General features: G+C 66.9%; 26 protein-coding genes and 1 pseudogene. 10 read left to right on the top strand and 17 right to left on the bottom strand.

Annotated elements, in window-relative coordinates:
- Positions 1–132: pseudogene (locus tag QH196_RS15875) on the top strand (succinate dehydrogenase/fumarate reductase iron-sulfur subunit); the annotation flags it as partial.
- A gap of 289 nt (positions 133–421) precedes the next feature.
- On the opposite strand, the gene QH196_RS15870 reads toward QH196_RS15875, so the two are convergent.
- The 7 genes from QH196_RS15870 to QH196_RS15840 all read right to left on the bottom strand — a co-directional run bounded on the left by QH196_RS15870 (position 422) and on the right by QH196_RS15840 (position 5,759).
- Positions 422–871 carry a VOC family protein gene (locus QH196_RS15870; RefSeq protein ID WP_280416563.1) on the bottom strand — a complete coding sequence of 150 codons (450 nt, stop codon included), beginning with the start codon at positions 869–871 and terminating at the stop codon, positions 422–424.
- A gap of 62 nt (positions 872–933) precedes the next feature.
- Positions 934–1,851: a biotin-dependent carboxyltransferase family protein gene (locus QH196_RS15865; RefSeq protein ID WP_280416562.1), complete on the bottom strand. Its 918-nt coding sequence runs from the start codon at positions 1,849–1,851 to the stop codon at positions 934–936.
- Entirely contained in the window at positions 1,848–2,480 is a 633-nt protein-coding gene (locus QH196_RS15860) for a 5-oxoprolinase subunit B family protein (RefSeq protein ID WP_280416561.1), read from the bottom strand. Before QH196_RS15860 ends, QH196_RS15865 begins: the two co-directional genes overlap by 4 nt.
- The gene (locus QH196_RS15855) at positions 2,477–3,259 is read right to left on the bottom strand and encodes a LamB/YcsF family protein (protein WP_280416560.1); all 783 of its coding nucleotides are present in this window, start codon (positions 3,257–3,259) and stop codon (positions 2,477–2,479) included. Before QH196_RS15855 ends, QH196_RS15860 begins: the two co-directional genes overlap by 4 nt.
- Positions 3,259–3,951: a GntR family transcriptional regulator gene (locus QH196_RS15850; protein WP_280416559.1), complete on the bottom strand. Its 693-nt coding sequence runs from the start codon at positions 3,949–3,951 to the stop codon at positions 3,259–3,261. Before QH196_RS15850 ends, QH196_RS15855 begins: the two co-directional genes overlap by 1 nt.
- A 414-nt stretch (positions 3,952–4,365) precedes the next feature.
- Positions 4,366–4,863 carry a MarR family winged helix-turn-helix transcriptional regulator gene (locus tag QH196_RS15845; protein WP_280416558.1) on the bottom strand — a complete coding sequence of 166 codons (498 nt, stop codon included), beginning with the start codon at positions 4,861–4,863 and terminating at the stop codon, positions 4,366–4,368.
- 569 nt (positions 4,864–5,432) lie between these two features.
- Complete coding sequence (locus tag QH196_RS15840) at positions 5,433–5,759, bottom strand: hypothetical protein (RefSeq protein ID WP_280416557.1); 327 nt, start codon at positions 5,757–5,759, stop codon at positions 5,433–5,435.
- Between QH196_RS15840 and QH196_RS15835 the strand changes: the two genes are divergently transcribed.
- Entirely contained in the window at positions 5,752–6,117 is a 366-nt protein-coding gene (locus QH196_RS15835; protein ID WP_280416556.1) for a hypothetical protein, read from the top strand. The genes QH196_RS15840 and QH196_RS15835 overlap by 8 nt on opposite strands.
- Positions 6,118–6,490: 373 nt before the next feature.
- Here the strand turns inward: QH196_RS15835 and QH196_RS15830 are convergent, their stop codons facing one another.
- Positions 6,491–7,111, bottom strand: coding sequence for a hypothetical protein (locus QH196_RS15830; RefSeq protein WP_280416555.1), 621 nt, complete (start codon positions 7,109–7,111; stop codon positions 6,491–6,493).
- Positions 7,112–7,451: 340 nt separating this feature from the next.
- On the opposite strand from QH196_RS15830, the gene QH196_RS15825 reads away from it, so the two are divergent.
- Positions 7,452–8,783: a M20/M25/M40 family metallo-hydrolase gene (locus QH196_RS15825; protein ID WP_280416554.1), complete on the top strand. Its 1,332-nt coding sequence runs from the start codon at positions 7,452–7,454 to the stop codon at positions 8,781–8,783.
- Between the two features lie 240 nt (positions 8,784–9,023).
- Here the strand turns inward: QH196_RS15825 and QH196_RS15820 are convergent, their stop codons facing one another.
- The 3 genes from QH196_RS15820 to QH196_RS15810 form a co-directional block, all read right to left on the bottom strand.
- On the bottom strand, positions 9,024–9,956 hold the full coding sequence (locus QH196_RS15820; RefSeq protein ID WP_280416553.1) for a DUF5996 family protein: 933 nt from the start codon (positions 9,954–9,956) through the stop codon (positions 9,024–9,026).
- Positions 9,957–10,052: 96 nt separating this feature from the next.
- On the bottom strand, positions 10,053–10,493 hold the full coding sequence (locus tag QH196_RS15815; RefSeq protein WP_280416552.1) for a DUF2267 domain-containing protein: 441 nt from the start codon (positions 10,491–10,493) through the stop codon (positions 10,053–10,055).
- 106 nt (positions 10,494–10,599) lie between these two features.
- Positions 10,600–11,361: a DUF1542 domain-containing protein gene (locus QH196_RS15810; RefSeq protein WP_280416551.1), complete on the bottom strand. Its 762-nt coding sequence runs from the start codon at positions 11,359–11,361 to the stop codon at positions 10,600–10,602.
- A gap of 208 nt (positions 11,362–11,569) precedes the next feature.
- Between QH196_RS15810 and QH196_RS15805 the strand changes: the two genes are divergently transcribed.
- Both QH196_RS15805 and QH196_RS15800 read left to right on the top strand, forming a co-directional pair.
- Entirely contained in the window at positions 11,570–12,325 is a 756-nt protein-coding gene (locus QH196_RS15805) for a class I SAM-dependent methyltransferase (protein ID WP_280416550.1), read from the top strand.
- A 120-nt stretch (positions 12,326–12,445) separates the two neighbouring features.
- Complete coding sequence (locus tag QH196_RS15800) at positions 12,446–13,420, top strand: DUF2804 domain-containing protein (protein WP_280416549.1); 975 nt, start codon at positions 12,446–12,448, stop codon at positions 13,418–13,420.
- A gap of 13 nt (positions 13,421–13,433) precedes the next feature.
- On the opposite strand, the gene QH196_RS15795 is transcribed toward QH196_RS15800, so the two are convergent.
- The 4 genes from QH196_RS15795 to QH196_RS15780 form a co-directional block, all read right to left on the bottom strand.
- Positions 13,434–14,798: an MFS transporter gene (locus tag QH196_RS15795; RefSeq protein ID WP_280416567.1), complete on the bottom strand. Its 1,365-nt coding sequence runs from the start codon at positions 14,796–14,798 to the stop codon at positions 13,434–13,436.
- 114 nt (positions 14,799–14,912) lie between these two features.
- Positions 14,913–15,119, bottom strand: a complete 207-nt coding sequence (locus tag QH196_RS15790) for a heavy-metal-associated domain-containing protein (RefSeq protein ID WP_280416548.1) — start codon at positions 15,117–15,119, stop codon at positions 14,913–14,915.
- 39 nt (positions 15,120–15,158) lie between these two features.
- Positions 15,159–16,571, bottom strand: coding sequence for an MFS transporter (locus QH196_RS15785; RefSeq protein WP_280416547.1), 1,413 nt, complete (start codon positions 16,569–16,571; stop codon positions 15,159–15,161).
- 80 nt (positions 16,572–16,651) lie between these two features.
- Complete coding sequence (locus QH196_RS15780; protein ID WP_280416546.1) at positions 16,652–17,575, bottom strand: hypothetical protein; 924 nt, start codon at positions 17,573–17,575, stop codon at positions 16,652–16,654.
- Between the two features lie 498 nt (positions 17,576–18,073).
- On the opposite strand from QH196_RS15780, the gene QH196_RS15775 reads away from it, so the two are divergent.
- From QH196_RS15775 to QH196_RS15760, 4 genes are all read left to right on the top strand, one after another.
- Positions 18,074–19,462, top strand: a complete 1,389-nt coding sequence (locus QH196_RS15775; protein WP_280416545.1) for a hypothetical protein — start codon at positions 18,074–18,076, stop codon at positions 19,460–19,462.
- A 225-nt stretch (positions 19,463–19,687) separates the two neighbouring features.
- Positions 19,688–20,932, top strand: coding sequence for an AAA family ATPase (locus tag QH196_RS15770; protein ID WP_280416544.1), 1,245 nt, complete (start codon positions 19,688–19,690; stop codon positions 20,930–20,932).
- Complete coding sequence (locus QH196_RS15765) at positions 20,929–22,164, top strand: vWA domain-containing protein (protein WP_280416543.1); 1,236 nt, start codon at positions 20,929–20,931, stop codon at positions 22,162–22,164. The genes QH196_RS15770 and QH196_RS15765 overlap by 4 nt, the downstream gene beginning before the upstream one ends.
- Before the next feature lie 215 nt (positions 22,165–22,379).
- The gene (locus tag QH196_RS15760) at positions 22,380–23,441 is read left to right on the top strand and encodes a fatty acid desaturase family protein (protein WP_280416542.1); all 1,062 of its coding nucleotides are present in this window, start codon (positions 22,380–22,382) and stop codon (positions 23,439–23,441) included.
- A 46-nt stretch (positions 23,442–23,487) separates the two neighbouring features.
- Here QH196_RS15760 and QH196_RS15755 read toward each other — a convergent pair whose 3' ends face one another.
- Positions 23,488–23,976: a nuclear transport factor 2 family protein gene (locus QH196_RS15755; RefSeq protein WP_280416541.1), complete on the bottom strand. Its 489-nt coding sequence runs from the start codon at positions 23,974–23,976 to the stop codon at positions 23,488–23,490.
- Between the two features lie 193 nt (positions 23,977–24,169).
- Between QH196_RS15755 and bphC the strand changes: the two genes are divergently transcribed.
- The gene (gene bphC / locus QH196_RS15750; protein ID WP_280416540.1) at positions 24,170–25,081 is read left to right on the top strand and encodes a biphenyl-2,3-diol 1,2-dioxygenase; all 912 of its coding nucleotides are present in this window, start codon (positions 24,170–24,172) and stop codon (positions 25,079–25,081) included.
- Positions 25,082–25,255: 174 nt separating this feature from the next.
- Here bphC and QH196_RS15745 read toward each other — a convergent pair whose 3' ends face one another.
- Positions 25,256–26,800, bottom strand: coding sequence for an acyl-CoA carboxylase subunit beta (locus QH196_RS15745; RefSeq protein ID WP_280416539.1), 1,545 nt, complete (start codon positions 26,798–26,800; stop codon positions 25,256–25,258).
- Positions 26,801–26,955 lie beyond the last annotated feature (155 nt).

Below are 26,955 nucleotides of genomic sequence, written 5' to 3'. Positions count from 1 at the left end.
GGCTACTGCAATATCACCAAATGCTGCACGGAGGTGTGCCCGGAGCACATCAAGATCACCGACAATGCGTTGATTCCGATGAAGGAACGGGTCGCCGATCGTAAGTACGACCCGATCGTGTACGTCTCGAGCATGACGGCCCTGTGGCATCCGCGGTGCCCGCTGGTGCACGCCGACCTGCCACCGGCGGGCGGTAACGACGGCTACGTTCTCGGCGAGGCCGCCACCGAGGCGGGTCTGCCGCCGGGCGTGCTGAACATCGTGGTGGCGGGGCGGCGGGGTGTCTTCTATTGCTTATCGATTCCCGGTTCCACCCCCGTGCGGGTCATCGGCTGTATTGCGACTCCTCCCTATGACCACGGCGGACGAGGCACCACATGGATGGTGCCGCACAGGACTGTCCGGAAGCGAAGCCCGTGGGTCAGACAGCGAACAGTTGTTCGAGATCGGCGAAGGCCTTGAACTCGAGCGCATTCCCGGCGGGATCGAAGAAGAACATCGTCCACTGCTCGCCCGGTTCGCCTTCGAACCGGACGTAGGGCTCGATGACGAATTCCGTGCCGATCGAGGTCAGTTTGTCCGCGAGAGCTTTGAATTCCTCCACGGGGAGTACCAGCCCGAAATGCGGGACCGGTACATCGTGTCCGTCCACCGGGTTCGTCCCGGCCACCCCGTCGCGGGCGGTCTCCGGCTTCCCGTCACCTACCTGATGGGTGACGACCTGGTGGCCGCGGAAGTTCCAATCGATCCACCTGGTGTCGGATCGACCTTCGGCGAATCCGAGGACGCCGCCGTAGAACTTGCGGGCAGCCTCGATATCGTCGACGGGAATGGCCAGGTGGAACGGGACGAGGTCGGTCTGAGCGGTCATGGAGATACCTTTCTCGGCGTATAGATGCTCTGTTCGGGGCGGGTATTCGAGTCGTGTCCGGGTCAGGCGCCCCCTCTGGGTAGGGCGGAGAATCGCACCGGGGTGCCCGGCCGGGCCTGGGCGAGCCGGTCGACGGCGCGTTCGGTGACCACACCGATCACCGGGTAACCCCCGGTGACCGGATGATCGGCCAGGAACACGATGGGCTCACCCCCGGGCGGCACCTGAACAGCTCCCAGTGCCATTCCTTCGCTCGGGAGATCCACCGACCCGATGGTCAGCGGGCTGCCGGCGAGGCGGACCCCGACACGGTCGCAGGAGTTGCTGACCGACCACCGCCGCGTGGTGAAGGCCGCGCGGTCCTCGGGCGAGAAGAGCCGATCGCGGGGCCCCCAGTGGAAGTCCAGGACCAGCGGCCCTGGATCCGCCCGGGGGGTGACCAACTCCAGCGGCACCTCCGGCGGTGCTCCGTACGGCTCGCCCAGCGCCAGACGATCCCCGGATCGCAGTGGCCGAGTGCCCAGTCCGGACAGGCAGTCGGCGGAGGCAGACCCGAAGACGAGGTCTGCCTCGAAACCGCCTTGAACAGCCAAGTAGGTACGCAATCCCCAGGTCGAAAGCCCCAGGCGGAGTCGTTGCCCGGCCCGCAGCAGGGCCCGGGGTTCGGCCAGCGGCCGGTCGTCGATCCGCACGTCCGCCGGCGCTCCGGCCACCGCGACCATCCGGTCGGCGGACAACACCACGGTCAGCCCACCGAAGGTCGACTCGATCACCGGCACCCCGCCGGGATTTCCGACCAGGCGATTCGCCAGCGTCAGACTCGACCGGTCCGCGCCACCCGATGTCGTGATGCCGAGGTGTGCGAAACCGGGCCGGCCGAGATCCTGCAGAGTGGCTGCCGGGCCGGGGTCGAGGATCGTCACCACTGCGGAACAGTCCGCGGGAGGTGAGCCGGCGTGGTCGTCCAGGACGGCGGTCATCGCGTCACCGGCCGGAAAATCACCCGGTCGCCCACCGACAACCGGCTCGGCTGATCGGACTTCGGATCCCACAGGATCTCCGATGTCGACCCGATCAGGTGCCAGCCGCCCGGCGTTCCGCCCGGATAGACGACGGTCTGTGTTCCGGCGATCGCGACCAGTCCACGATCGACTCGGGGACGCGGCGAACTGCGGCGCGGGAGTTTCAAGGATTCGGGCAATCCATCGATATAGGCGAACCCCGGTGCGAATCCGAAGAATCCGACGCGATGTTCCGCATCCACATGCGCCGCGACGACCTCGTCAACGGTGCGGTCGAGGCTTCGTGCGACACCGGGCAGGTCCGCACCGTCGTAGCGCACGGGGACGATCACCGGATCGCGGTCGGACACCACCCCGGGTTCGGTACCGGCGGAGTCGAGCAGATATCGGATCCGGGTCGCCAGGCGGTCCATATCTGCGGAATCATTCGCGCAGAAAAGGATCGACCGTGAGGCCGGGATGATGTCCTGTACCAGGTACGACCAGTCCTGAACGCGCGCGGACCGCACCACGGGGGCGACCCGCTCCGGCTCCAGATCCACCATCCAGCCCCGGTCACCGGCACGCAGCAAGGCCGGGCCGGTCATCGCGCCGGTCCGATCGGGGCCGGCGAGGAACCATTGCGTTCGAGTACCTTCCGGGTTTCGCGGGCGATCTCCACGGCGCCGGGAGTATCGCTGTGCACACAGAGCGCCACCGCCGGGGCCTGCTCGGGTAGCACCGTGGTCCGGACGCCGCCGACCGAGACCACGCTTGCGGTGCTGACGATCTCCCAGGCTCGCGCCGCGGCCACGCCCGGATCGGTGAGCAGGGCATCGGGATGACTGCGCCCGACGAGCAGTCCCTCGTCGGTGTACCCGCGATCGACGAATACCTCTGCGTGTGGCTGCAAACCGGCGGATAGCGCGAGTTCCCACACCTGGGTTCGGTATTGGCACAGCACCGGTAATGCCGGGTCGACCAGTCCGACCGCCTCGACGATCGCCCACGCGTGTCCCTCGTGGCGGGCAGCGGCGTTGTAAAGGGCACCGTGCGCTTTGACGTAGGTGACCTCCGTACCGGAGATCCGCGCGAACGCCTGGAGAGCCCCGATCTGGTACACGAGCTCGTTGACGAGGGTGGGTGGCGGCACCTCGATGAACCTGCGGCCGAAGCCCGCCAGGTCGCGATAGGACACCTGAGCACCGATGGAGACGCCCAGCTCGGCGGCGGTATCGCAAGTGCGGCGCAGGATATCCGGATCGCCCGCGTGGAACCCGCAGGCGACATTCGCGGCCGTGACCTCCGCCAACAAGGCCGATTCGTCCACGATGCCCCAGACACCGAAGCCCTCACCGACATCGGTGTTGATCGACAGCACGGTCATCAGGCGCGCTCCGCCCAGTAGGAACGCATCTCGTCGCGCGAGTTCTCCCAGGCCCGGTGCAGGCCGGTCTGGCCGCCCTCGATATGGGCGAGGATCTGCGTGGCCAAGGTCTCGGCGTCACCGTCCACGAGTGCCTGCACCATGGCCTTGTGCTCGTGCTGCACCCGGTCGTACGCGCAGGTCCGGTGCACATAGAACCGGGAATACGGCTCGAGCCGGTGATACATCTGGGCGATGGTCTCGTACCGCAACGGCAGCCTCGACAGTCGATACATATCCAGGTGGAACGCCAGGTTGGTGCGGGACCAGGAGTCGGCCCCGGTCTCGGCCACCCTGTCCATCTGCTCGGCCATCGCCGCGAAACGGGAAATATCCCGGCGCGATACCCGTTCGGTCACGTGCTCCGCGAAGCTGGGTTCGATCAGCCGGCGCAGATCGTAGATCTCGTCGATCTCCTCGATATCGAGTGCGGTGACGAAGGTGCCGCGGCCGGGGAGCGACCGGAGCAGCCCTTCCCCGACCAGGGTGCGCATGGCCTCGCGCAGCGGGATACGAGACACCCCGAAGCGGTCGGCCAGTTCTTCCTGCACCAGGCGGTGACCTGGAGGGTAGATGCCCTCGACGATCGACATCCGCAGGCGGGACGTCAGATCCTCGCCCTCGGCTTCGAAGTCATGTGACGTAGGCGACATATCCACTGTATACACTGAATGCAGTCGCAGAATCCAGCCCACCCGGCGAATCCACGAGATCGTTTACACGAACGACCCCGGGCGTAACACCTCGTCGCGCTCCGATGCCGGCCGGCAGGCGCCGGGCCGGTCTCTTGCCTTGGGTGGTCGATCTCCGCTCAGTCGCCGTGATGGCACCGGGCCCGATCGTCACCACGGGCCACGTGCTGAGGCCGAAGGTCGCGGTGGAATCTTCGCGGGCGGCGACGCCGAGCGGTAACGGAAGCCGCCCGACCAGCACGCAGTGAAACAGCATGGGGATGAATGCGGTCGCGATCCACTCGCGGACAAAGAATTCCACAGGCAAGTCCGGCCGGTGAATTTCGAAGCGCCTCGGATTTTCGCTCGAACTTATGTAAGGCTTCGTAAAGTTTTTCAGGGTTTCGAGTAGGGGTCCACGTCCCGCAGCCGTTGCCGGTGGATTTGTTGCAGTTCACCCGCCCGGATGAGAAAGTCGGCAATTATGTCGAGTTCGGCGGAACTGTACGTGCTCAGCAACATCTTGTAGCTTTCCACGATCATGGGTACGACGAGTTCTTGTATGCGATGGGCCGCGAGTTCGGTGGCCATCACAATCACCCGACGACGATCGGTCGGGTGCAGTGATCGGGCGATGTAGCCTTGCTTCTCGAGCCGGTTGAGCATGATTGTGACGCCGGCTGCGGTGAGGCCGAGCCGTTCGGCCAGTATTCCCGGCGTCGTGGCCTTCTTGTCCTCGAGCAGGACGATCTCCAGTGCGCGCCGATCGGTTTCGTTCACGCCCAATACTCTGATCAATTCGCGGATCAGATCCTCGACGGTTCCGTGATAGAACTCCAGGGCCCTTTTGAGCTCGACCGAGATCCGGGCGGGCTCGGTGGTTCTCAGGCACATAGGACTTCCCCTTGATCACTCGAAACATTGGACGGCTCAGCGGGATTCGCCGATCAGGACGCGCCGGCACCCCAGCGTCCTGTTCTGTCCGGGGAGTCAGGGGGATCGGTGGATTCGATGAATGCCGCAAGGGGTGGTAGCGCAGTGGAGATCGGAGGGAGCCGGTCGATCACGCGTGAATGCCGATATTTTCGCTGCGTGCGGTAGAGATTGCCGCCGAGTGTTCGAACCGGACATGTGGGCTCCTGTCAATCGATTGGCCGGCAGCTCGAACCGGGCTGACGACCATCACGAAATCGGGCACTGCTCCGGCCGTCGAAGCGACCGTGGCTGTGTGGGATATGCACTGTACGACACAGCAGCCGATGCCGTGCCGTGCTTTTCGTTTTTCGGCCGAAGTGGCTGGTAATACACCGAATTCGAAAGGATGACCGCCGGCCGGAACGGATCCGCACCCGCTCCGGCCGGGAGACCCGGACTGGGCTGCTGGGGCAGCCCGGTCCGGGCATGTTCACCACCGGCCACCGGCGCGGGCGCAGGTCATTACGCCGTGGTGCCCGTCCGCAGGCTCAGCTGACAGTTGTGGTGGTGAGGGTGGGGGACGGGTCCGGGAAGCACGAGGTCGCGACATTGCCGACCAAGGCGACGTTGGTCGTCATGGTCATGCCCGGATCGGAGTAGCTGGTTCCCGCGTACTTGCTGGTAATCGGTGTTCCGGCGGCGCCCGCGGTGACGTTGATGGTCACCGCCGGCGGGGTGAAGCTGGTACCGCCGTCGATCGGACCCGGTACGGTCAGAACGACATTCCCACCCGATGTGGAGACGGTGCCGTCCACGGTACCCCCGGAGACGTCAGCCGAGACCAGTGTCGAATTCGCCGGGGTCGGAATGGTCATCTTCAGGTTGCTGATGTTGTTCACGGTGAAGCCGGACGCCGAACTGGGAACCGACGAGACACCCGGTGTGATGGTGATTGCCACCTCGGAACCCGATGCCGCCGAGCTCGGCGCGGTGCCGGTGACCGATGTGGTCATGGTCGAAGTCTGGCCGATACCGAGGATCGTGCCCTGGCAGCTCCAGTTCACGCTGACGGGGGCGGCGTTCGCCGGTGCGGTCGAACAAAAGACGGTAGCGATGGCCACCGGGGCAAGAATGCTTGCGCGAAGCAGGGACGAGGTAGATCTCATGGCTATCTCCAGGAAATGTCGAGCAACGGTTCGACCGGATGTCGGACCCTCTGAAATGGGTGTTTAAAATATAGCCTGTTCGAATCTCTTCGTGGACGAAACCATGAAATTCGGCAGGCCCGAAATTTCATTATCTGCGATTAAATATTCGACTTCGATAGTTAAGTTCGGCAAGATTTCCTGCTCGAACAGGCAATGTCTTTGCTGCATATCGGCGGATCCGTCACGGTATCTATATGCCTGCAATTTTCTGGAATATGAGCCCGACCTGAGATTATATCCGCTTGCGCCGATCGTCAGCTTTCATATAGTTACCGTTCACGGAATTCTCACCCGCCTGGCTGTCCAGAAGTATGCTTCGCCGCGGGCAAGATGCCGACCATGGCTCAGAACTCGGCGATCGCGTCGCCGAACCCGGCGGCGCGGCTGCCCGGCAGGGGTTATGCGGCAGCCATGAGTCGGGTGCCGAGCAGATCGCGGCCCGATTCGATCAGCTGCGCCACCTCGGCAGCATCGTAGTAGACGGCGTAGGGGTGACCCGCGGCCGCAAGCTCGGCGAGCAACAGCAGATCGAGCAGAGTCCGGGACAATCGATGGCAGGCCCGTTTCGCCGAGGTTTCGGCCGCAGCGGTGGCCATCTTTCCCGGCGCGTCCGTCACCTTTTCCCGGATGAAGTCCGGGTTGTCCGCCAGACCCGGATCGCCGACGAGCCGGTCGGCCGCGGGCTGCGCCGCGGCGTCACCACGATCACGCAGCAGGCGGGCCTCCAGCGCGTTGGCTGCCGCGACCGGGCACCAGACGTTGTAGTCGATCGTGCCGTCCCGTGTCCGTGGTGGCTCGGTGATCACAGTGGTCACCGAGCGCAGGACGGCGAGAGCCTCCTCGGAACGGTCCACTGCCCACAGATAGGCGGATAGGTCGACGATCTCGTACAACTCGGTCATACGGGTCAGCGACCAACGTTCGACCAGCGACGACTTGAACTTCAGGAGGTAGCGGTTCTCCTCGCCATCCGGTCGCGCGGCGATCGGCGGTAGTACTTTCGCGGCGGTCCGGGACATCGAGGCATCGTATCGATCTGCGGCATCCTGTTGCGATTCTGTTGACAAATATGATCGCAGGCCCTCCTGTGGCGGGCGGTATCACCGCCCGAATGGTGCTGACGCATACGACCGGGCTCCCGAACCGATTATTCGAAGTTCTTGCGCGGTGCCCTACTCGCCGGCGAAGGCCTCGACCGGCCACCCGCGATGCGATGTTCACCGCGTCCGGAAGCGCGGATCACGGCGGTAGCGACCGTATAGCGATCGGTGAGGTAGCCCGATATCACGCCGCGCGGGCGCTAGGCTGCGAACAGGGCTTCACACGCCAGCCATGCATCTTCTCCCGGGAGGAACCGGTATGCCGGACGTCGCCACCGATATCGATCTCGCAGTGCGGCGATTCGTCAGCCTGCTGCAGATTCCCACGGTGAGCACACCGGACGGCAGCGACACCGATTGGGCCCGGTTCGCCGCCTTTCGCGATGCCCTGGACAATCTGTATCCCCTGGTAGCCGCGAAATTGCAGAAGCAGATCTTCGCCGGCCACACCCTGCTCTACCACTGGGCGACCGGATCCGCCGACGATCCGATTGTGCTCATGGCTCATCAAGATGTCGTTTCGCCCGGGGATCCCGACGGCTGGGCCCATCCGCCGTTCTCGGGCGCCGTCGCCGACGGGGAGATCTGGGGCCGGGGCGCCATCGATGACAAAGGCCCACTGGTGTGCATTTTCGAGGCGGTCGAAAATCTGCTGGCACAGGGTTTCACACCCGACCGTGATGTTTATCTGTTGTTCGGTCACAACGAGGAAGTCGCGGGTGACGGGGTTCCGGCTGTTGTCGACTATTTCCGGCAGGAAAAGATCGTGCCCGGCCTGGTCGTCGACGAGGGCGGCGGGGTGGCCGGCGATATCTTCCCGATCCGGGAGAAGGTCGCCGTGATCGGCACGGCCGAAAAGGGCATACTCGACCTGCAGTTGACCGCCGTCGACCCGGGCGGCCACGCCTCGATGCCGGGGAAGCATCCGGCCACCACTCGTCTCGCGCGTGCCCTGGCGAAGGTCGGCGACGGCGGTTTTCCGGCCACTGTCACCCCGCCCATCATGGATATGCTCACAACCATCGGCGCCCAGGCGGGTGGTCCACTCGGTGCGGTTCTTTCCCGCGCAGACAGTTTGCAATGGCTGATCACAACCCTTATGCGCCGTTCCGGGCCACTGTTGAACGCGATGGTCCGCACGACCGCGGTGCCCACCGTGCTCGAAGGTAGTAAGGGCAACAACGTCATGGCCGAATCCGCGCGTGCGGTCATCAATATCCGCATTCTCACCGGCGAAACGGTCGCCGGAACCGTCGAGCGCATCCGCAGGGCCATCGATGATCCCGAGGTCCGGCTCGAAATCCTCACTTCCTCCGAGCCGACCCCCGTATCGCCCGCGGCGGGCCCCGCGTTCGCCCGAGTCGAAAAGGCCGTCGCCGAAACCTTTCCCGGATCGATCACCTCGCCTTATCTCGTCGTCGGCGCCAGCGATGCCCGCCACCTCGCGCAGATCAGTGACCACGTCTACCGCTTCTACCCGTTCGAGATGAACGCCGAGGCGCGCGGTCTGCTGCATTCCACCGACGAGCGGCTCGGTATCGACGATCTCGAACGCGGAATCCGCTTCTACACTTCTGTATTACGCGGATAGCGTCGACCCGGACGGCGCCGATCCAGCGTTGTCGCCTATGCGACATTCGACGAGGTCTGCCGGTGTGTGCGCCACTATTCCTGCGTCGACCTGAATATCGGCGGCGACGGCGCCGCAACGACACCGACCACCACCACGACCCCCGCACCGGCCACACAGGGTCGCGGCGCCGGGAGTATGGGAGTGGTAGCGCGGTGCGATACCACCCTCACCCGGGCGCCCGCCGTGCGTTCGGTGTGGTCAGCGGGCGCTCGCGCCGCGGGTGGGGTGCACTTCCAGGTTTCCCCGGTCCCAGCCGCCGGCGGCGGCTTCGTAGGTGGATTGGAGGAACTCCAACACGGTGGCTTCGGGTTCGTCGGCGGTGCGCACAGCCTCGTAGGGAAGCAGGAACTCGTGGATCGAGGCCTCGTAGTAGCCCGCCGGTGGCCGGATCGCGGTATCCGCGTAGCCGTCGGGTTCGGGGTAGGCATAAGCGTAGAAACTGCCCTCGGCCGAGCCGCCGGGCCAGAAGCCGGCACTGGCCAATTCGTGTGAGTAGCCCTCGACCATGACCCAGTCGGCGCAGTTCGGGGCCCCGCCGGGATGAGGTGGGGCGGGGCGCCCGGAAAAGCGGGTATAGGCCAGGTCCATCGCCCCCCAGAAAAAGTGCACCGGGCTGGCTTTGCCGACGAACTGCCCGCGGAACCGGTTCAGGACGCGGTCGGCCGCCACCAACTGGCGCCAGAAGGCGTGCGCGTGGTCCCGGTTGTAGGAGGCATGTGTGGTGTCCTCGGCGAACGGGATCGCGGTTTCGACTTCGACCGGTCTGGCCAGGATCGTGATGTCGATACCCAATGCATGCAGCGCCGCCATGACTTCGGCATAGAAGGCGGCCACCGACTTCGGTTCCAGATTGATCCGGTGCCGTGCGCCGGTACTGGAGCGGATGTGGAGCTGGTGGTCTATGAAATCGAACTCGATATCGAGGACGCCCCGATCGTAGGGAATGGCCGAGGTCGTCAAACCGTGCGCGGAAACGTACAGGGGGACATGCCACCAGTGATTGGCCCTCGGAGCCTGGGCCAGCCGTAGTTTGCCCACGATCTGTGTCCACATGTGCAGGGTGTCGCGGCTCTCGGTCCACTCGTCCACTCGTAAGGCCGGCCAGAGTTCGTTCCGGGATGTGCTGGGCATACTGCTCCCTTCGGCCGTGGTCCTCGGTCGGCGAAACTCGCCCGGAGAGAACCATGGGACGGTCGGTTCGATTCCGGACCACAGAACTCCGGCGTCTCAGGCTCCGGCGAGCAACTCCTTACCGCGGAGCACGCTGGTCAACCGGTCCGGGAACACGGCGAACACGTGGTCGAGCTGGCCGGGTGACATCATCCGGTCCAGCGTGGAGGTCACGCAACCTGCCGTGAACGCGACATCGCCGACGGAGATACCGGCCCGTTCCGCGAACTCTTCGACGAAGTCCGCGATACCGTGTCCTCCCGGTACCCGACTCGGTACCCAGCCCTCGTACCAGATGCCCCGCAGGAAATCAGGTAGCTGAGCGGTGAGATGTGCGGAATTGGCCACGCTTATCCGGTCGCGGACAGTGTGCATCCAGGCGCGCAGTGCGCGCAGGGCGAACGTGAGATCTTCGGTGCCCAGATCGTCGGCAACCGCATGCAGCCAGGTATGGGCGTTGTGGGTGCCGGCGGCGAGGGGATCATGGTGGTGCGTCATTGGTTTGCCTGCCTTCCAGGTGGCCGGTCCGATGCGCTGGTGTATGCCACAATTCTACGGCCGTAGCCGCACCCGTCACCATCGTTCGAACGCCGGGCAGGGCCGGTCAGAAGTCGAATCCTCCGGCGTCGAAACCACCCCAGTCGCCGCCTGTGTCGCCGCCCCAGCTGTCACCCCCGCCGGCGTCCGCGCCCTGGTCACCTGCAGAGAGTCCGTCCTGAAAACCTTCGCCGTAGCCGTTCTCGAAACCCTGGGCGCCGTAGCCGACGCCGGCCATCCCGGTGAACAACGACGTGAACAGCAGTGTCGAGCCGATCCCCCAGGCGCCGGCGATCATGGCGGGCCGCCACCACGGTTCGGAATACCAGCCGGCCGGTACCGGGCGGCCGGCCACGCGGCCGCCGGGGTAGTAGTTCGGTGTCGTGGACGAGGGGCGGGGTGAGGCAGCGATCCGGCGGTTCTCGAAGTCGATTTCCCGGTCTTCGCTCACTTCGCCCGCGCTCGCCCGGCCCTCCAGTTCGGGCACCGCGGGGCCGGGGTCCATATCCATGGCGATACGGGCGGCACGAATGTAGTACAGGCCTTCGACGGCGGTCTGTTTCGCCAGGTGCGCTTGGACAGCAGACTCGGCCTGGTCGAGCTGGCCGCCGGCGGCGTTATGGCGTTCCGCGGCGTCGGCGAGCGCCTGTTGTGCGGCGGTGTTGGTACCGGTCAGGTTGTAGATCTGCCCACCGAGGCGTTCGTTGGTGCGGCGGGCGTCGGCGAGGGCGTCGGTCAGCTCGATCGCGCGCTGTTCGCGCTGCCGGGACCGCCACACGAGGATCAACGCCACCGCGACGACCGCCACGGCAAGGAGAAACCACTCCATCGTTGCGCACTCCTTCGGTCGACGGAGCACAGTGCTGACCAGCCTACTCGCGCCCGCGCCCGCGCCCGCCGGCGGACTCCCGGAAGTCAGCGGGTGCCGAACGCCCTGGACGCGATCGCGTCGTGAGTCTCCAGCCAACTGTCCGGTGTTCACTCGGAGGTCGGAAATCGGTGGATTTCGGACAGCCCGGCAGGAAGGCTCGTCCCCTATGGATCGCACCTATCAGGACCTCGTGGAGGAGGCGGCGTCGGTATCGGTGGCGGGCTGGGATTTCTCCTGGCTCGACGGGCGGGCCACCGAAGCGCGGCCGTCGTGGGGTTACCAGCGGCTCATGAGTGCGCGGTTGAAATCCGCGACCGCGGCCTTGGACATCCAGACCGGTGGCGGTGAAGTCCTCGCCGGAGCCGAGACCTTCCCGCCGACCATGGTGGCCACCGAATCGTGGCCGCCGAATATCGCGAAGGCCACCGCGCTGTTGCATCCGCGGGGCGCGGTCGTCGTCGCCACCCCCGACGAGGCTCCGCTGCCGTTCGCCGACGCGGCGTTCGACCTGGTCACCTGCCGGCATCCGGCGACCATCCGGTGGGACGAGATCGCCCGGGTGCTGCAATCGGGCGGGACCTACCTCGCCCAGCACGTCGGGCCGGCGAGCGTATTCGAACTGGTCGAATATTTCCTCGGCCCGCAACCAGAAGCGCGGCGGGCCCGGGACCCGGCCGACGAGGCCGCCGCTGCGCGCGCGGCCGGGCTCGAGATCACCGACCAGCGCACCGAACGGTTGCGGATGGAATTCCACGATATCGGCGCCGTGGTGTATTTCCTGCGGAAGGTCGTCTGGATGGTTCCCGGGTTCACCGTCGAAACATACGATGACCGGCTGCGCCGGCTACACGACCGGATTCAGCAGCAGGGGCCCTTTGTCGCGTACTCCGCCCGGACCCTCGTCGAGGCCACCAAACCCTGATCACGCCGGCCGGTTCGGGAGTCATGGCACCCGTGGATCGTGTCGCCGGTGCGGCGGGCCCGGCCGAGTAGTGTCCTCTGCTGCGAATGGATGCCGAGTCGTGAGGAGCTGCGGGCAGGTATGGCAACGGAACGCGAAATCACCGAACCCGTCGACCTGTGCCGCCCGGACGGCCGGCTCGAGCCCGCCGCCGTCGGATGGACGCGGCGGCCCCTGCACCGCGGGAACCTGCGCGGGTGGGGTCGCCGGAAACGCTGGGAGTACTGGGGCATCGTCACCACGGAACATATCGTGGGGATCGTCGCTTCCACCCTCGATTACGCCGGAGTGCACGGCATCTATGTGCTGGACCGGGAAACGGGTGAAGAGACCACGCGGGACGCGGTGGTGCCGTTCGGGCGGGGAGCGGTGCTGGGGGAGCGCAGCGGAGAAGGGGTGAACTCGGTGCGTGGCGGGGGCATCGAGATCGAATTGGCGAACGACGCGGCGGGGACCGTGATCGAGGCCCGCGCGACCGGTGTGCGGATATCGGTCCGGGCGGAGCTGCCGCCGGGCCACGAATCCCTGGGGGTGGTCGTGCCGTGGAGTGCTCGGCGTTTCCAGTACACGGTCAAGGATGTGGGCCGGCCGGCTTCCGGGACTCTGACGCTGGGGTCACGGGAGTACGTATTCGACGACGCCTTCGCGGTGCTGGACCACGGCCGCGGGAAATGGCCGTATGCCATCAGCTGGAACTGGGCCGCCGGTTACAAGCCAGGGCTCGGGATCCAGTTCGGTGGTAAATGGACCGAAGGTACCGGCAGCACCGAGAACGCTCTCCTCGTGGACGGCCGGGTCCACAAGATCAGTGACGAATTGCGCTGGGACTACGACCGCGAGAATTGGTTGCGGCCCTGGCATATCACCGGTGAACGGGTCGAAGCCGAATTCCGGCCGTTCCATACGCGCACGGCCAAAACCGATCTGCTGGTGCTGGCCAACGACGTCCACCAGTGTTTCGGGACTTTCCACGGCCGCGCCCGCACCGACGAGGGCCGCTGGCTGGACCTCGACGGTGCGGTCGGCTGGGCGGAGGAGACACGTAACCGCTGGTGAGCGCGGCCTCGGGTCATGCGGCCGGCGCATGGTACCGGGCCGGCCAGCGGGGATGTTCGGCGTCGATGACGTACACGTGCGTGTGCTGGTAGAGGCGATCGTTCAGGCGGACGGCGTCGGTCAAGCGGGCGGGATCGATGGTTCCGATCTCGTGGAGGTGGGTCAGTTCGGCGGGATCGTGGCGCGGCCACAGGCGGACCGCGACGGCGGCCGCGCCGGTGGCGAGGACGGCGAGAACAACCCAGGTCGTGGTGAGCCCGGCGGTGGTGGTGAGCCAACCGGTGAGCGGGTAGGTGGCCAGCCAGGCGACGTGGGACAGCGAGAACTGGGCGGCGAAGAGGGCCGGGCGATCCGCGGGATGCGACGAGCGTCGCAGCACCTGCCCGGTCGGGGTGAGGACGGCCGCGGTGCCCGCTCCGATGATCGCCCAGACGACCGGCGCGGCCATCCGGTGCCACTCCCCGGTCTCGGTCGCGGCGAGCGCGACGGCGGCCGCGAGTCCGGTGACCAGGACGGCGGCGCCGGTGAGCATGACCGGACGGGCACCGGCACGGTCGAGGATCCGGGGTAGTACGAGCGCGACGACCATGGTGCCGAAACCGTTGGCCGCCAGAAGTTTGGCCACATCGGCCTGATCGCCACCCAGGGTGTCACGGGCGTAGTTGACGGTGTTGACCATGACGATCGACCCTGCGGCCGCGATGACAAGGTTGAGCGCGAGCAATCCGCGCAGCCGAGGTGTGGCCAGGAAGATCCGCATGCCTACCGCGATGCGTTCGCGGAAAGACCCATCCGCCGCGCCGCCGGCATCCGGGATGCGGGTACTCACCACGAGTACGGCAGAGACGACGAAACCGATCGCGGTGCCCACGAACAGCCAGTGGAAACTGATGAGGGCCAGCGCGGCAGCCGCCAGCATCGGACTGAGCAGGGTTTCCATGGTCGCGGCCAGTTGCGCGGCCGACAGTGCCCTCGTGTAGTCGCGTTCGTTCGGGAGGATATCGGGGATAACGGCCTGATAGGTGGGGGTGAAGGCGGCCGAGGCGGTTTGCAGGACCGCGATCAGCACGTAGATCTGCCAGATCTGGTCGACGAACGGCAGCACCGACACCACGCCCGCTCGAATGATGTTGAGACCCACCAGGAATGTCCGGCGCGGAATGCGATCCGCGTAGGCGCCGACGACAGGTGCCACCGTGACGTAGACGACCATCTTGATGGTGAGCGCGAGACCGAGGACGGCCGCCGCATCGGCGCCGGCGAGCTCATAGGCGAGCAATCCCAGGGCCACGGTGGTCAATCCGGTGCCGAACAGTGCCGAGATCTGGGCGATGAAGAGTCGTAGGTAATCGCGGTGGGCGAACAGTGAGGTGATCATCGGATCCTCCGGGAGGCTCGCGCCGCTCACCACGATACCTCTGTGTACGAGGCCGGCGGTTCGGGCGGACCCTCCGTGGAGGGCCCGCCCGGTGTGGTGTCGTCGCGGCGGGTGTTATTCGGTGACGGTGTATCCGGCCCGTCCGATCGCGCTCGCGATCAGGTCGGGGTCGATAGGGGTGGTGCTCTCGGTGCTGACTGTCCCGGTGCCGAGGTCGACGGCGACGGCGGTGACGCCGGAGACTCGCTCGACCTCTTTGCGCACCGAGGTGGCGCAGCATCCGCAGGTCATTCCGGAGACGGTGACGACGGTGGTGTTCATGATTTCTCCTGTTCCGATTCTTCGGTGGTGCCGAGACCGTCAGCGGGTGGCATCGGTGGCCTTCGGTGACGACATGGTGGCGGCGGCCAGTCCCGCGCCCACGAGTGCGATGGCGCCCGCGCCGAGGAACGCGGCCGAGTAGCCGTCGGTGAGTTGCGGCAGATCGGTGAGCTGGTCGGCGCCGAACGCGGCGGCCAGTGCGGTCATCGCCGCCAGGCCGATCGCCGAGCCGATCTGGTAGCTGACATTGACGATGCCGGAGGCGAGTCCGCCTTCTTCGGGCCGCGCCGCGCCGATGGCGGTACCCAGCGAGGGGATGAACGCCAGCGACATCCCACCGGCTGCGACCAGTGAGGCGGGCAGGACGTCGATCCAGAAGCTGCCGGTCGGCCGGATCAGGGACATGAGGCCCAGGCCGAGTCCGAGGACGGCCAGACCGGCCACGATCATCGGTTTGGCGCCGAACCGCTGCATCGCCCGGGGAGCGAGCACGATCATGCCGAGCATGATCAGGGTGGTCATCGGGAGCAGTGCCGCGCCGGACGGGAAGGCGCTGTAACCGAGGACCTGCTGCAGGTACAGGTTCAGGAAGAACCACATGGGCACCCATGCCGCGCCCAGGAGCAGCTGTGCGAGGTTGGCCGCGGCCAGATCCGGGGCACGGAAGATGCGCAGGGGCATCAGCGGTTCGCGGCGGCGGGCCTGCAACAGTACGAACCCGGCGAGTAGCGCGGCGGCCGCGCCGAGTACGGCCCAGGTCTGCACCGAGGCCCAGCCGACCTCGGGTGCGCGGACGATGCCGTAAACGGCGGTGGCAAGCCCGGCGGTGGCGGTGGCCGCGCCGAGCAGATCCACCGATCCCGGACGTGCCGGTGCGATGGGCATCAGAACCGGAACCGCGATCAAGGCCAGGATCGCGATCGGGACATTGATGTAGAAGACCCAGGGCCAGCTCAGGTATTCGGTGAGCACACCCCCGAGAAACACCCCGGCGGTACCCCCGGCCGGCGCCGCGGCACCGTAGACGGCCAGCGCCTTCGTCAATTCCTGTGGGGAGGACCCGAACAGCGTCATCAGCAGGGTGAGAGCGGCCGGCGCGATCAGTGCCGCACCGGCGCCTTGAACCGCCCGCCCGGCCAATTCGGTACCTACGGTGCCGGCCGCACCCGCGACGACCGATCCGGCGAGCAGGATCACCCATCCGGCGGCGAATATCCGGCGGGCGCCCAGGAGATCGGACAGCCGCCCGCCGAGCAGTAGTAGTCCACCGAATGCGATGACGTAGGCGTTGAACACCCAGGTCAGGTCTTCCGGGGAGAAGCCGAGGTCGGATTGCATGCGCGGAAGAGCGATGCCGATGATCGAGGTGTCCATGATGACCATGAACTGGGCGGCGGCGATCACCGCCAGTGCCCACCACTTCCGGGTCGTGGGACGTGTCTGCGTTGTCATGACGGTTCCTTACTCTACCCGGGTAGGGTATTGAGAGAGAGCGGTCGGCCGTAACTCCGGGCGATCACCGAGGGGGTCGGTCAGTGAGTGGCCGGTGATGCGTTCAGGGTGAACGCCGCGGTCCGCACGATCCCGCGGTGGCGGAAATCGAGGAAAAGCCGGTACGTACCCGGCCCGGGCGCCACGGTGTGGAAGTCGATTCCGGGCCCGGCCGGGGTGATCCCGTCCCCGGGTTCGCCGCTGGGATGGACGTGGACGTAGGCGAGGTCGCCGGCGCGCAGAACGACGAGGTGCCCGTATGCGCCGAGGTAGGGGTCGAGGTCGGTGACCGGTGCGCCGTCCTTGTGGATGGTGAAGTTCACAGTGCGGCCTGCGCCGGGAATCAGGTCGCCCTCGACGGTGACCTGGTAGTCGTCGACCGTGATCGTGCGCTCTGTGGTGGGGGTGTGGCGGGGGTCGTAGTTCCCCGCGACGGCGAGATCGGCGCCGAGGGTGAGAGTGCGCCCGAGTGCCCGGGGCGCTATATCGGTGAACACGCGGTACGCGCCGGGTTCGGTCAGGTCGAGGCGAATCGACCAGATGCCCTGCTCGTCACGTACCGGGTGTACGTGCTGAAAGCCGTTCAGTTCGCGGCGCGCCACGATCAGGTGTAGTTCGCGCTCGTGGATGGGGGCGAAATCGGTGACCACCGCGCCGTCCGGGCCGAGGATCCGGAACCGGAAGTCGATCTCACCGGCGTCGGCGATCGGGGTCTCGAGCGCCAGGGTGTAACCCGCTTCGGTGATCTGCAAACCGCCCGGGGTCGTACCGGTGTGCCCGCCGTGGGGGTCCGGGGCGTGGTGTGTGTGCCCGCCGGGGGTGTGCGGCGTGTGGTGGGCGGGGGTTTCCGGGGCCTGGTGTGTGTGGGCGCCATGGGCTTCTGGAGCGTGGTGGGCGTGCCCGCCGGGAGTGCTCGGGGTGTGGTGTTCGTGCGCGGTGTGCTGGGTATGGGCGGTGGCGTTCATGGCGGGCCTCCTGGGTCCTTCTCGGTTCGACATGGGGAACATTAATACCCCTAGGGGGTATGCGCAAGTGTTGATTTCTCTGGTTCGATACGAGCGTCGCGCAGCTGTCTTCGAAGTGATCGGCGCGGCGCCAGGCGGCCGGGTAGCTGCTGGGCCGGTCCGGCGCAATGGCCGCCGATGTGGTTCCGTTGCGGGTCCCGCGGCCGGGCGTAGCGCTGGTGTCGTGCGAGGTGCCGGATCGGTCGAGCCTGGGCGTCCCTCTTGATGTGGTCGCGACATGGGTGGCCGTTGTGGTGCCCCGGCTCCAGGGTGGGGCGATCTCGCGGCTACCCCCGGAGCGGGCGACCGGCCGGCTCTCGGCTGGTGGCCGGCCAGACCTCGGCTGGGCGGCCGCCCCGGATCGGAGCGTGTGTGGCCTGGGCCGGCTCCGAACGTTATGATCAACTCCGTGATGACTCGTTCCGAGCAAAGATTGGGGGTCCCCTTCGTGTCAGGTGAGTGCTGATGCGCACTCCGAACACGAATGGGAACGATTCCCGCCTTTCCTTCTGGCTGCGCGTACGTGAGTTCGCTGTGCCGCCTTCCATGATCGAAACCGCGACTGCCCGCCGGACGGCCGGCGATTGGGCAGGGGCATGTGCCGCAGCGGGTTTCGATGTCGATATCGATTTACGGACGCTTTCGCGAAGACGCGGCCGTGAGGTCGCAGACCGGGTGCGTGCGGATCTGCGCCATCTGGCTCCCGATCTGTTGCGCTGGCACCTGCCCCGGGTTGCTCCGGACGGTTTGCTCCGGCCGGGCACCACCGTCGCGCTGGCCCGATACGATCCGCCGGATTTTCGAAGCCCTTGTGGTGATACCGGTTCGGTCCATCTCGTCGCCCGGACCGCCCCGGCTTGGGCGGAGGCCGGTCAACGGATCGGTCTCGCACTGTGGGAGGGGTCCCGTGCCGGTCCCTATCCGCATCCGCGGCCCGACCGGCGTTTCCGGCTCGACCTCCACCGTCACCTGTGGGACGCACGAAGGTCGGGCGAGCTTCGAATACGTTCGGAGAACGCGGATTTCGCAGGCAGTGGACGCGTCGATCCCGAGCTGGCGGATACCGTGCCCGAAGGCTGTGCCGTGGACAGATGGGCGGCCGAGGCGGCAATACTGTTGCGCGCCGAAGGCCGGCCGGACGGACCGCTGCGGGTGCGCGCCGGTTGGCGGCGCCCACTGGTCGTCGAGCTTTCCGCGGAACCCGGCCCGCCCGCGTTGCGGATCGCGGAGTCCTACCCGCGTGGCGCGGTGTCCGCGCTGCCGGTGCTGCCCGATGCGGCGACATGGACGCTGCCCGATCTGGAACTGCTCCGGGCCGGCGCGATAACAGCGGACCGGCTGCATCCGCTGGTTGCCGCCGCACTGGTACCCCAGTGGACCCCGGCCGCACCACAGCGGTCCGCCGACCCGGCCGACCGGCCGTACTTGGTGGAGTGTCGCGGCGAGCAGCATCGCATCGGGTTGCTCGACGGTGTGCTGGCGGCGCTCGATCACGATCCCGCGGAGATCCGGCGGGAGGAACTGCTGGTCGCGCTGACCGGCACTCCGCTGCCCTGCCTGCGGGCCATCGATCGGGCCCACCGGCAACCGGATTGTCTTGCCGGTGTCCGGGAACGTCTGGATCACGGCGATACCGCCGGTGCGCTGGCCGTTGTCGAAGGTCTGCTCGGGGCCGGCGCCGTATTGCGCGACGGCCCGCTCCGCGACGCACTGGCGGCATCCGCGCAACGGCGGATCACCTATGGGTTGTTCCGGGCGGGGTTGACCGGATACGTGCCGCCACGTGGCCGGTCCGATCGCCGACCCGGTGATCGCCGCGCCCACCCCCGTAACGCAAGCCTGCGCTGACCCAACAGCATCCCATCGGCCCTGTTCCAGCCCGACGCAATCCCGGACACCGCCGGCGATAGGGGCGGCGTGCCGGTCCGCGTGGGTCCGGCCCGGCCACCGTTCGGCGCAGGTCCCTATCGAGCGGATGGCTCCGGCCCGTCCACTGCGCTCTGCCCCTATCCGCCCAGTCCTGCACATCCTCGCTCCACTGTGAATACGACGACAACACAAGGTGATTCGAATATGACTGCACTTCTTCCTGCGCCGAGCTCCGGCCGCGCCCGCCCCACCGAACTCGATATTGCCGGTGAACTACTGGCCATGCTCGGCGACGTCACGACCGAACCGCGACCCGACAACCAATTGGAGGCCTTGACGCTGGCCGTCGCCGCCGACCTTCCGGTGCTGCTGTGGGGTGAACCGGGAATCGGCAAAACCGCGGCCCTGACGCAGCTCGCCGAATCGCTGGATCTGCCGCTGACCACGGTGATCGCGAGCGTGCACGAACCGTCGGATTTCTCGGGTCTGCCGATCATCGGCGAGGATCCGGCCGAGCACGGTGTGCCGATGGCACCGCCCGATTGGGCGGTCCGGCTCGTGAAATCCGGCCGCGGGCTGTTGTTCCTGGACGAACTGTCGACGGCACCTCCGGCGGTGCAGGCCGCCTTGCTGCGCCTGGTTCTGGAACGCCGGATCGGTGCCCTGCAACTGCCGCCCGGTGTGCGTATCGTGGCCGCTGCCAACCCGCGCTCGTCGGCGGCCGACGGCTGGGAGTTGAGCCCACCGCTGGCCAACCGCTTCGTGCATCTGCAGTGGACCCACGACCATGAGGTGGTCGTGCGCGGGCTCGGCGGAACCTGGCCGCGGGCGACCCTGCCTCGGCTGGAACCGGAAAAATTCACGGAAGCAGTGGCTTTCGCCCGCCGCGCCGTATGCGGGCTGCTCGCGGCCCGCCCCGCGCTCGTCCATCAGCTGCCCGGTAGCGAGACCCGCCGCGGCGGCGCCTGGCCCTCACCGCGGAGCTGGGATATGACAGTGCGGCTGATCGCCTTCGCCACCGCGGCCGGGTCTTCGAAAGATGTGCTCTCCCTGCTGGTCCGGGGCGCTGTGGGCGACGGGCCCGGTTTCGAACTGCTGGCGAGTATGGACCGGATGGACCTCCCCGATCCCGAGATGCTGCTCGCCGATCCGGTCGCCGCCGAACTACCCGAGCGCGGTGATCTGCGGCAGGCCGTGCTCGACGCGGTGGTCGCGGCGGTGCGCCGGCAACCGTCGGAGGCCCGCTGGGATGCGGCCTGGTCGTTGCTGGTGCGGGCGGTGGAAACGGGGGCGCCGGACCTGGTGGTCGTGCCCGCGACCACTCTGGCCACCCTGCGCCGCGATGAGTGGGTGGTGCCGGCGGCTATCGAGGAGCTCGCCGGAATGGTGTCGGTATCCCAGGGAGCCGAGCGCGCCGCGGCCCGGGTCGCCACGAAGGTGGGCCGATGACCGAGGTCGCGAAACTCGATTCCGGCAAACTGTTCGCCGCCCGCCTGCAAGCAGCCCGGGCCCGGCCGTATCTGGCGACCGCCCTGTACGCGCTGCATATCGTGGAGTCACGCGAAGCGCGGACGATGGGCGTGGACCGGTACTGGCGGTGCTACATCTCGCCCGCATTCGTGGACTACACCCCCGTGGAAGAACTGGCTTCGGTACTCGTCCACGAGGTCTCCCATCTGCTCCGCGACCACCACCGGCGCAGCGACCGGTTCGCCCGCACACACGAGCTCACCGGGCCGGCGGAACGGTTGCGGATGAATATCGCCGCGGACGCCGAGATCAACGACGACGCGTTCGGCGACGGGTTGGTTCAACCGGCGGGCGCGGTCCTGCCGGAGACTCTGGGTTTGTCCCGCGGCGAACTCATGGAGGACTATCTCCGGCAATTCCGCCTCGGCCCGCGCACCCAGGAGCTGGCCTGGCTGGACTGCGGTAGCGGCGCCGACGGATCCGACCGCGAATGGGAGCTGGGCCCCGACGGTGCGGACGGTCTCAGCGAACAGGAACGCGAACTGGTGCGGTTCCGAGTGGCCCAGGGTATTACCGGCCGTCCGGGCACTGCTTCCCGAACGTGGCGCCGCTGGGCGGAGGAGGCGTTGCATCCGCCGCAACCGTGGCGGGACCTGCTGGGCGCGGCCATCCGTTCGGCGGCTTCGGCCCCCGGTATCGGCGCGGACTACACCTACGGCAGACCTGCCCGGCGCTCGGCCGGTGTCCCGGGGGCGGTACTGCCGAGCCTGCGGCGCGTACCTCCCCGGGTCAGCGTGATCATCGATACGTCGGGGTCGGTCAGCGATGCGGAGTTGGGTAGCGCGCTGCTCGAGGTTGCCGCCATCAGTCGCGCCGTCGGCGGGCGGCGCGATCTGGTGACCGTATTGTCGTGTGATGCGGCGGCACGTATCGCGCACCCGCTGTGCCGCGCGGAGGGAATACCGTTGGTGGGCGGCGGTGGTACGGATCTGCGTACGGGGTTCGCCAAGGCGTTGCGCGCGCGGCCGCGCCCCGATGTGCTGGTCGTACTGACCGACGGACAGACTCCCTGGCCGAGCAGCCGGCCGCAGTGCCGGACGGTGGTCGGGCTGTTCCGCCGGGAACGAGGCTGGAGCGAACACAGCCCGGATTACGTTCCGGACCGGCCACCGGCCTGGGCGCGGGTGGTGGAGATCGCGACGGCGGCCTGACACAGCCGCCGGCCATCTCACACCGGAGAGCTACTTCGTTCCGGTACCGCAGGGTTACCCGCAACGAGATTCCGGCCGATAGGTTCGGGGTATCGAATTCGTCACCCGTCCCGACGCACCGAGCAGTACTACCGGTTCCGAACTCCGATCGCTTGCGGCCGTTCGGAACCGGCGCAGGCGTAGGTGGGTTCCCGTTCCGACTTTCAGGAAGATCCATGACCACACCTGCCTTGGTTGAAAAACCCGCTCCACGATCATCGCGGCGCGGTGCCGACGGTGATTACGGCCGCTTGCTGCGCCGGATATCCGCCGCCGGACTGATGGAGCGGCGACCCGGCTACTACGTCGTCCGGCTCGCCGCCGTCGGATTCGCCTTCGTGGCGGGCTGGGTGGCGTTCGTCCTCGTCGGTGATTCGTGGTGGACGCTACTGATCGCGGCGTTCATGGCCGTGACCTTCGCTCAGGTCGCGCTCGTCATGCACGATGTCGCGCACCGTCAGGTCTTCCGGTTGCGGCGGCCGACGGAGATCGTTGGCCGGGTCGTCGGCAATGCCGGTATCGGCCTGGGCTACGGCTGGTGGCAGGACAAGCACACCCGCCATCACGCCAATCCCAACCACGAGGAACTCGACCCCGATGTCGCGCCCGATGTTCTTGTGTGGTCGCAGCGGCAGGCCCGGGCCAGCCGCGGGCCGGCTCGGCTCATCGGGCGGGCACAGGCGTTCCTGTTCTTCCCGCTGCTCATGCTGGAAGGCCTGAACCTCCATCTGGCAGGCGTGCGGGCGCTCAGGAATCGGTCGATCAAGCACCGCGTGCTCGAGGGCGCGCTGCTGTTCGGCCATTTCGCTGTGTACCTGGGGGCGCTGTTCGCGGTCCTGCCGGCCGATAAGGCCCTGGTGTTCTTCGCCGTCCACCAGGCGTTGTTCGGGGTGTACATGGGTTGCATATTCGCCCCGAACCACAAGGGCATGCCGACCCTGACCGGTGACGACCGCCCCGACTACCTGCGCCGCCAGGTGCTCACCTCGCGCAATGTCCGGGGTGGCGTGCTGACCGATATCGCCCTCGGCGGGCTCAATTATCAGATCGAGCACCATTTGTTCCCGAGTATGCCGTCGCCGAATCTCCGTCGCGCCCAGGTGATCGTCCGTGACTACTGCGCCGAAATCGGAGTGCCCTATCACGAGACCGGGCTGATCGCCTCGTACGGTGAGGCGTTGCGGCATCTGCACCGTGTCGGTGTACCCCTGCGTACCGGAGACCGGGCACCCGCATGAGCGCCCGGCCACGGGGGAGCGGCCATTCGCGTTCGAGGGCAGTGACCTAGTGCCGGCCGGCCCGCCTGAGCAGTTCGCGGGCGGCCGCGCTGCCGTCCAGGACCCGGGCGGTGCGACGTTCGATGAGCCATGTGCCCTCGACACGGACGAGGTCGAAACGGTTGGCGGTGACCCGCCACACCCGGAACGAGTCCGCATCGAGGTTGCGGCGCAGCAGTAGCGAATGGCAAGTGGCCACAGCGGTATCGCCGTCGACGCGGATATGCACGGGATCGAGCAGATGTCCGCAGCCCTCGGCGATGTAGTCCTGATGCGGTGCCGTGCGCACCATCTCGGTGATCGCGTCGCGGCCTTCCATCACCCGGATATCGATGTCGTATACGGCGTTCTCCGCCCACAACCGGCCGACTGCGTCGGCGTCACCGGCATCGACCGCCGGGCCGTAGGCGGACAGGACCTCCTGGATGGCGGCCTTGTCCTCGAGCACCCGCACGCGCTCGAGCAGGGAAGCCAGCAAAGCCTCGGTGTCGGTCATATCGCACCCTTCCCCTGGTTCGGGCATGTGTCTGCCGTGCCGTCGTCACTGTTCTACCGGTGCCGGGCGGTCCGGAACTCGCACGGTTCCGCTGAACGAGACCGCGGATGTATCGGCATCTCGGCACTGGGAATGTTGGTCACACCACCGCGCGCTACACGGCTGCCGAATGGCGCTTTCGAGGGAGACAACAATGACAGAACTACGTGGTCTCGGCTATCTGCGAGTGCAGACCCAGGATGTCGCGCGCTGGCGTGAGCTGCTCATCGACGGTCTCGGAATGGCCGTCGGTTCCGGCCCCGAACCGGATGCGCTGTATGCGCGGGTGGACGAACGCCGCGCCCGGCTCGCGATACTTCCCGGTGATTCCGACAGGGCGCTGGCCGTGGGCTGGGAGGTACGCGACGAGTTCGCGCTCCGGCGGGTACGTGAGGCGGTGGAGAAATCCGGGCGGACCGTCGAGGTGCTGTCGCGGAAGGAAAGCGCCTATCTCGATGTGGAGCAGGCCATCGCATTCGACGATCCCGCCGGCACCCGCCTGGAGGTGTTCTACGGCCCGGTTCTCGATCACAGCCCGCTGGTGACACCGTTCGCCGGGCGCTGGGTGACCGGTGCGCACGGACTCGGCCATGTGGTGCTGCCGAGCGCGAAGTTCGCCGAATCGTACGAGTTCTATACCGAGGTACTGGGTTTCCTGCCGCGCGGTTCGATCCGGCTCGACGAGGAAGGGGTGAACCGGGTGCGTTTCCTCGGCATCAATCAGCGCCATCACAGCCTCGCCCTGTGTCCGGCGCCGCCCACGGAGGAGCCCGGCCTGGTGCATCTGATGACCGAGGTGGACACCCTCGATGCGGTGGGCCAGGCCTTGGATCGTGTCAACCGGCAGGAGTTCTCGATCTCCTCCACGCTGGGCCGGCACACCAACGACAAGATGATCTCGTTCTACGTCCGCGCACCCGGCGGCTGGGACCTCGAGTTCGGTACCGAGGGCATGCTCGTCGACGAGCGGTATTACACATCCGAGGAGATCACCGCGGATGCCTATTGGGGCCATGACCAGTCGGGGTCCGAGCCGTTGAAGGCCTTCATCCCGCCGGCCGGCTGACCCGCGAACGCGTACACCCACACCGAGAAGCTCCGCGACACCTGTCGCGGGGCTTCTCGGTGTCTATCTCGATGATCGGATGGTGCCGCACAACCCTCGATGTGGCGGGGGCCGCGCGAATTCAGCCCAGCGGTAGGGGAATTCGTAGGCTCCTCGAGCCGGTACTCGGCCGAATCACAAGGGCAGCAGATGATGCTTACGCGGGTAGCGGATGACTTTCTTGTCGCGGAGCAGGTGCAAGGCCCGCCGGAGCTCCAGCCGCGTGGCCGACGGTTCGATCACGGCGTCGATATAGCCGCGCTCGGCCGCGATCCACGGGGTGGCGACGGTGGCGTTGTAGAAGTCGATCATCTGCTGCCGGAGCGCGGTGCGCTGATCCTCCGGGGTGGCGTCGAGGATTTTGCGCTGGGTCAGGCCGACGGCGCTTTCCGCACCCATGACCGCGATCCGGGCGGTGGGCCACGCCAGATACACATCGCAACCGAGCGCCTTGGCCCCCATCACGGCCCATCCGCCGCCGTAGGCCTTCCGCACCACCACGGTCACCTTGGGCACCGTGGCTTCCACGTAGGCGAACAGGAATCGGCCGCCGCGTTTGATGACTCCCTGCTTCTCCTGTTCCACCCCGGGCAGGAACCCCGGAGTGTCGACCACCAGCACCAGCGGGATCTCGAAGGCATTGCAGATATGGATGAAATGCGCGGCCTTGTCGCCGGCCTTGGCATCGAGTGCACCCGCCAGCACGGTCGGCTGATTGGCGACCACCCCCACCGGCCGGCCGTCTACACGTGCGAAACCGGTGATCAGGTTCGTGGTGGCGGCCGCGCCGATCTCGTGGAATTCACCGTCGTCGAAGATTCGCAACAGCACGTCGTGCATATCGTAGACAGCGTTGTCCGAGTCGGGGACCAGCGTGTTCAGCGACAGATCCGATTCGGTGACCGCCGGTTCCAGACCGGGATTCACGACCGGCGGTAGCTCGGAGAAGCTCGACGGCAGATAGCTCAGATAGTTGCGGACCCAGGCGAACGCTGCGGCCTCGTCTTCGGCGATGTGATGGATATTGCCGTACGCGGCCTGGTTGTAGGCCCCGCCCAGCTCCTCCATATCCACCTTTTCGCCGAGTGCGTCCTCGAGGACCTTGGGGCCGGTGACGAACATATGCGCGCTCTCGGTGGCGACCACGACATCGGTGCAGATCGGCTGATACACCGCACCCGCCGCGCAGTTGCCCAGGATCAGCGAAACCATCGGCACCGCACCGGAAAGCGGTTCCATCATGGTCGCCAATTCGCCGTACCAGCGCAGCGAGGTCACGGCCTCCTGGACACGCGCGCCACCGGAATCGTTGATACCGATCAGCGGGCAGCCCATCTTCCCCGCCAGGTCCATGATTGCGGCGACCTTGCGGCCGAACATCTCGCCGATGGTGCCGCCGTACACGGTTTGATCATGAGAGAACACGGCGACCGGCCGCCCGTCCACCAGGCCGCGCCCGGTGACCACACCGTCACCGTAGAGAGCTTCGGGATCGGTGGGATTGCGTACGAGAGCACCGATTTCGACGAAAGTACCCGGATCCAGCAGCATCTCGATGCGATCGCGGGCGGACGGTATGCCTTTACGCGCTCGTTTGGCCGCCCCCGCCTCGCCGGCCGGCTCCTGCGCGATCTCCAGCTTCTTACGCAGGTCGGCAAGTTTTTCGGCGGTTGAATTCATCGATGACATCCAGAGTGCTCAGCAGGAGAACCACACCGTGATCGGGGGCGATAGCCACCGTACCCGGACTCGCGGGGGTCCGGGGTTGTGAGCTTTCACCGAGGCTCGCCGCCGCGACCTTGACCCTGCCCCGAGGGCACGGTGTGCAGTGGTGG

This window comes from Nocardia carnea, assembly GCF_029868325.1.
Classification (GTDB): Bacteria; Actinomycetota; Actinomycetes; order Mycobacteriales; family Mycobacteriaceae; genus Nocardia; species Nocardia carnea_C.
The sequence above is the reverse complement of the archived record's forward strand: the minus strand, read 5'-3'. Positions and strand labels throughout refer to the sequence as shown.

Coding starts and splice junctions, on each gene's coding strand:
- QH196_RS15795 (WP_280416567.1), bottom strand. CDS start 14,798: ATGATCACCTCACTGTTCGCCCACCGCGATTACCTACGACTCTTCATC.
- QH196_RS15825 (WP_280416554.1), top strand. CDS start 7,452: ATGCCGGACGTCGCCACCGATATCGATCTCGCAGTGCGGCGATTCGTC.
- QH196_RS15840 (WP_280416557.1), bottom strand. CDS start 5,759: ATGACCATTCCGACCCCGGCGAATTCGACACTGGTCTCGGCTGACGTC.
- QH196_RS15780 (WP_280416546.1), bottom strand. CDS start 17,575: ATGAACGCCACCGCCCATACCCAGCACACCGCGCACGAACACCACACC.
- bphC (WP_280416540.1), top strand. CDS start 24,170: ATGACAGAACTACGTGGTCTCGGCTATCTGCGAGTGCAGACCCAGGAT.
- QH196_RS15850 (WP_280416559.1), bottom strand. CDS start 3,951: ATGTCGCCTACGTCACATGACTTCGAAGCCGAGGGCGAGGATCTGACG.
- QH196_RS15805 (WP_280416550.1), top strand. CDS start 11,570: ATGGATCGCACCTATCAGGACCTCGTGGAGGAGGCGGCGTCGGTATCG.
- QH196_RS15855 (WP_280416560.1), bottom strand. CDS start 3,259: ATGACCGTGCTGTCGATCAACACCGATGTCGGTGAGGGCTTCGGTGTC.
- QH196_RS15815 (WP_280416552.1), bottom strand. CDS start 10,493: ATGACGCACCACCATGATCCCCTCGCCGCCGGCACCCACAACGCCCAT.
- QH196_RS15755 (WP_280416541.1), bottom strand. CDS start 23,976: ATGACCGACACCGAGGCTTTGCTGGCTTCCCTGCTCGAGCGCGTGCGG.
- QH196_RS15865 (WP_280416562.1), bottom strand. CDS start 1,851: ATGACCGCCGTCCTGGACGACCACGCCGGCTCACCTCCCGCGGACTGT.
- QH196_RS15745 (WP_280416539.1), bottom strand. CDS start 26,800: ATGAATTCAACCGCCGAAAAACTTGCCGACCTGCGTAAGAAGCTGGAG.
- QH196_RS15765 (WP_280416543.1), top strand. CDS start 20,929: ATGACCGAGGTCGCGAAACTCGATTCCGGCAAACTGTTCGCCGCCCGC.
- QH196_RS15870 (WP_280416563.1), bottom strand. CDS start 871: ATGACCGCTCAGACCGACCTCGTCCCGTTCCACCTGGCCATTCCCGTC.
- QH196_RS15860 (WP_280416561.1), bottom strand. CDS start 2,480: ATGACCGGCCCGGCCTTGCTGCGTGCCGGTGACCGGGGCTGGATGGTG.
- QH196_RS15810 (WP_280416551.1), bottom strand. CDS start 11,361: ATGGAGTGGTTTCTCCTTGCCGTGGCGGTCGTCGCGGTGGCGTTGATC.
- QH196_RS15770 (WP_280416544.1), top strand. CDS start 19,688: ATGACTGCACTTCTTCCTGCGCCGAGCTCCGGCCGCGCCCGCCCCACC.
- QH196_RS15790 (WP_280416548.1), bottom strand. CDS start 15,119: ATGAACACCACCGTCGTCACCGTCTCCGGAATGACCTGCGGATGCTGC.
- QH196_RS15820 (WP_280416553.1), bottom strand. CDS start 9,956: ATGCCCAGCACATCCCGGAACGAACTCTGGCCGGCCTTACGAGTGGAC.
- QH196_RS15830 (WP_280416555.1), bottom strand. CDS start 7,111: ATGTCCCGGACCGCCGCGAAAGTACTACCGCCGATCGCCGCGCGACCG.
- QH196_RS15785 (WP_280416547.1), bottom strand. CDS start 16,571: ATGACAACGCAGACACGTCCCACGACCCGGAAGTGGTGGGCACTGGCG.
- QH196_RS15760 (WP_280416542.1), top strand. CDS start 22,380: ATGACCACACCTGCCTTGGTTGAAAAACCCGCTCCACGATCATCGCGG.
- QH196_RS15835 (WP_280416556.1), top strand. CDS start 5,752: ATGGTCATCTTCAGGTTGCTGATGTTGTTCACGGTGAAGCCGGACGCC.
- QH196_RS15845 (WP_280416558.1), bottom strand. CDS start 4,863: ATGTGCCTGAGAACCACCGAGCCCGCCCGGATCTCGGTCGAGCTCAAA.
- QH196_RS15800 (WP_280416549.1), top strand. CDS start 12,446: ATGGCAACGGAACGCGAAATCACCGAACCCGTCGACCTGTGCCGCCCG.